At 72.9% G+C, this 1775-nt stretch carries 1 protein-coding gene and 1 pseudogene; both read right to left on the reverse strand.

The genetic code is table 11. The features are described from left to right. The coding region (locus GUY61_RS37995) for a sensor histidine kinase (RefSeq protein WP_166634844.1) at positions 1-1248 on the reverse strand (1248 nt) is incomplete at its 3' end. Between the two features lie 316 nt (positions 1249-1564). Next, a pseudogene (locus tag GUY61_RS38000) lies at positions 1565-1775 on the reverse strand (sensor histidine kinase); the annotation flags it as partial.

Here is a 1775-nt window from a genome sequence, read left to right on the forward strand (position 1 = left end):
GCCGTCCACGGCCCCGAGCCTTTCGGCGAGGCCTGCGAGCCCGGAGCCCGTGTCGAGGCCGGCACCGCCGCGGCCGTTGTCGCGGACCTGGAGCATCAGCCGCTCGCCCGTGCGCCATACGTCGACGGAGGCCGTCGTCGCGCGGCTGTGTTTGCTGATGTTCTGGAGGAGTTCGGAGACGGTGAAGTAGGCGATGCCTTCGATGGCGGGTGCGGGGCGGGAGGGGAGGTCGACGGTGACTTTGACGGGGACGGTGCAGCGGGAGGCGACGGAGGAGAGGGCGGCGTCGAGTCCGCGGTCGGTGAGGACGGCGGGGTGGATGCCGCGGGCGAGGTCGCGGAGTTCCTGGAGTGCTGTTTTGACCTCGCCGTGGGCTTCTTCGACCATGCGGGCGGCGGCTTGGGGGTCCTCGGTGAGTTTTTCCTTGGCGAGGCCGAGGTCCATGGCGAGGGCGACGAGGCGTGCCTGGGCTCCGTCGTGGAGGTCGCGCTCGATGCGTCGCAGGTCCGCGGCGGCCGTGTCGACGACCACCCCCCGGTCCGACTCCAGCTCGGTCACCCGGCTGGCCAGCCTCGAAGGGCCGAGCAGCCCCGCCACCAGCCCCCGGTCCACGGCGGTCAGCCCACGCAGCACCCAGGGTGTGGCGAGAACGAGCAGCAGGCCGTTGGCCGCGGTGACGGCCATCTCGAAGGGCGAGTCGAGGTAGAAGCTGTGCGTCCCGTCACCGTACAGCTGGAGCCCGTCCTGGCCGACGTACACCGGGAAGATCCATCGCCACAGCGGGTACGTCAGGAAGGCCCAGCCGTACGTCCAGAAGGTGACCGCGACACAGAAGGCGAAGACCGCCCAGGGGAAGTGCAGCACCGCGTACAGCAGGTGCCGCCAGGACGCCCCGCTGCCCAGGAGGGCCCCGAGCCGGCCGAGCGGGCCCTTGCTCCTGGGGCGAACGGGCTCGGGGGCGGCGACGTCGAGGCCGAGCAGTGAGCGGGCCCTGGCACGTTCCAGGGCGCCGAAGGCGCGGCAGCCGGCCAGCGCCGCGGCCAGCACCGGGATGCCGAGGAAAGTGATCAGCAGGCCGGCGCCGAGGGCCGTCATGGTGACGGCGTAGGTGAACATGGCGATGGCTATGGGGAGGCTGAGCAGCAGGTAGAGGAACTCCCGCCAGACTCGGTGTTCGACGGGGGCACGCAGCGCCGCCGGAAGGCGGTGCCGGACCCGGGTCTCCTGCTCGTAGTCCGCGATGGCCATCGCTGTTCCGTCCGTTCTGCTCCGCTGCCGATGATGTCGTTCGCCCGACTCACGCCCGGCCGGACCGTGCTGTCCTTCGCCCGGCGTCGTACATCCATGCTGGTCGGCCGGGGGAGCGCCGGACCATGGAGGCGGTCCCCGTCTTCGTCCTCGGGTTAGCCCCACCCCTGGACCCCCGGAACGGTGGGCCGCCGGTGCGCGACGGGCGCGCGGGGTCGGCGCGCGGGGTCGGCGTGCGGCGCGCCCCGAGCAGGACCTCCCGGCGCTCCCGGCGCTTCCGTCCCTCGGCAGAGCCTTCAGCGCTCCTCGGCGCGCCTCAGCGCTCGCCGGTGTGCTCGCGCCACGGCAGCTCGGCCGTGATCGCCGTCGGTCCGCCGTCCGGCGAGTCGAGCACGAACAGGCCGTCCACGGCCCCGAGCCTTTCGGCGAGGCCTGCGAGCCCGGAGCCCGTGTCGAGGCCGGCACCGCCGCGGCCGTTGTCGCGGACCTGGAGCATCAGCCGCTCGCCCGTGCGCCATACGTCGACG

This window comes from Streptomyces sp. GC420 (assembly GCF_009916105.1).
Lineage (GTDB): Bacteria > Actinomycetota > Actinomycetes > Streptomycetales > Streptomycetaceae > Streptomyces.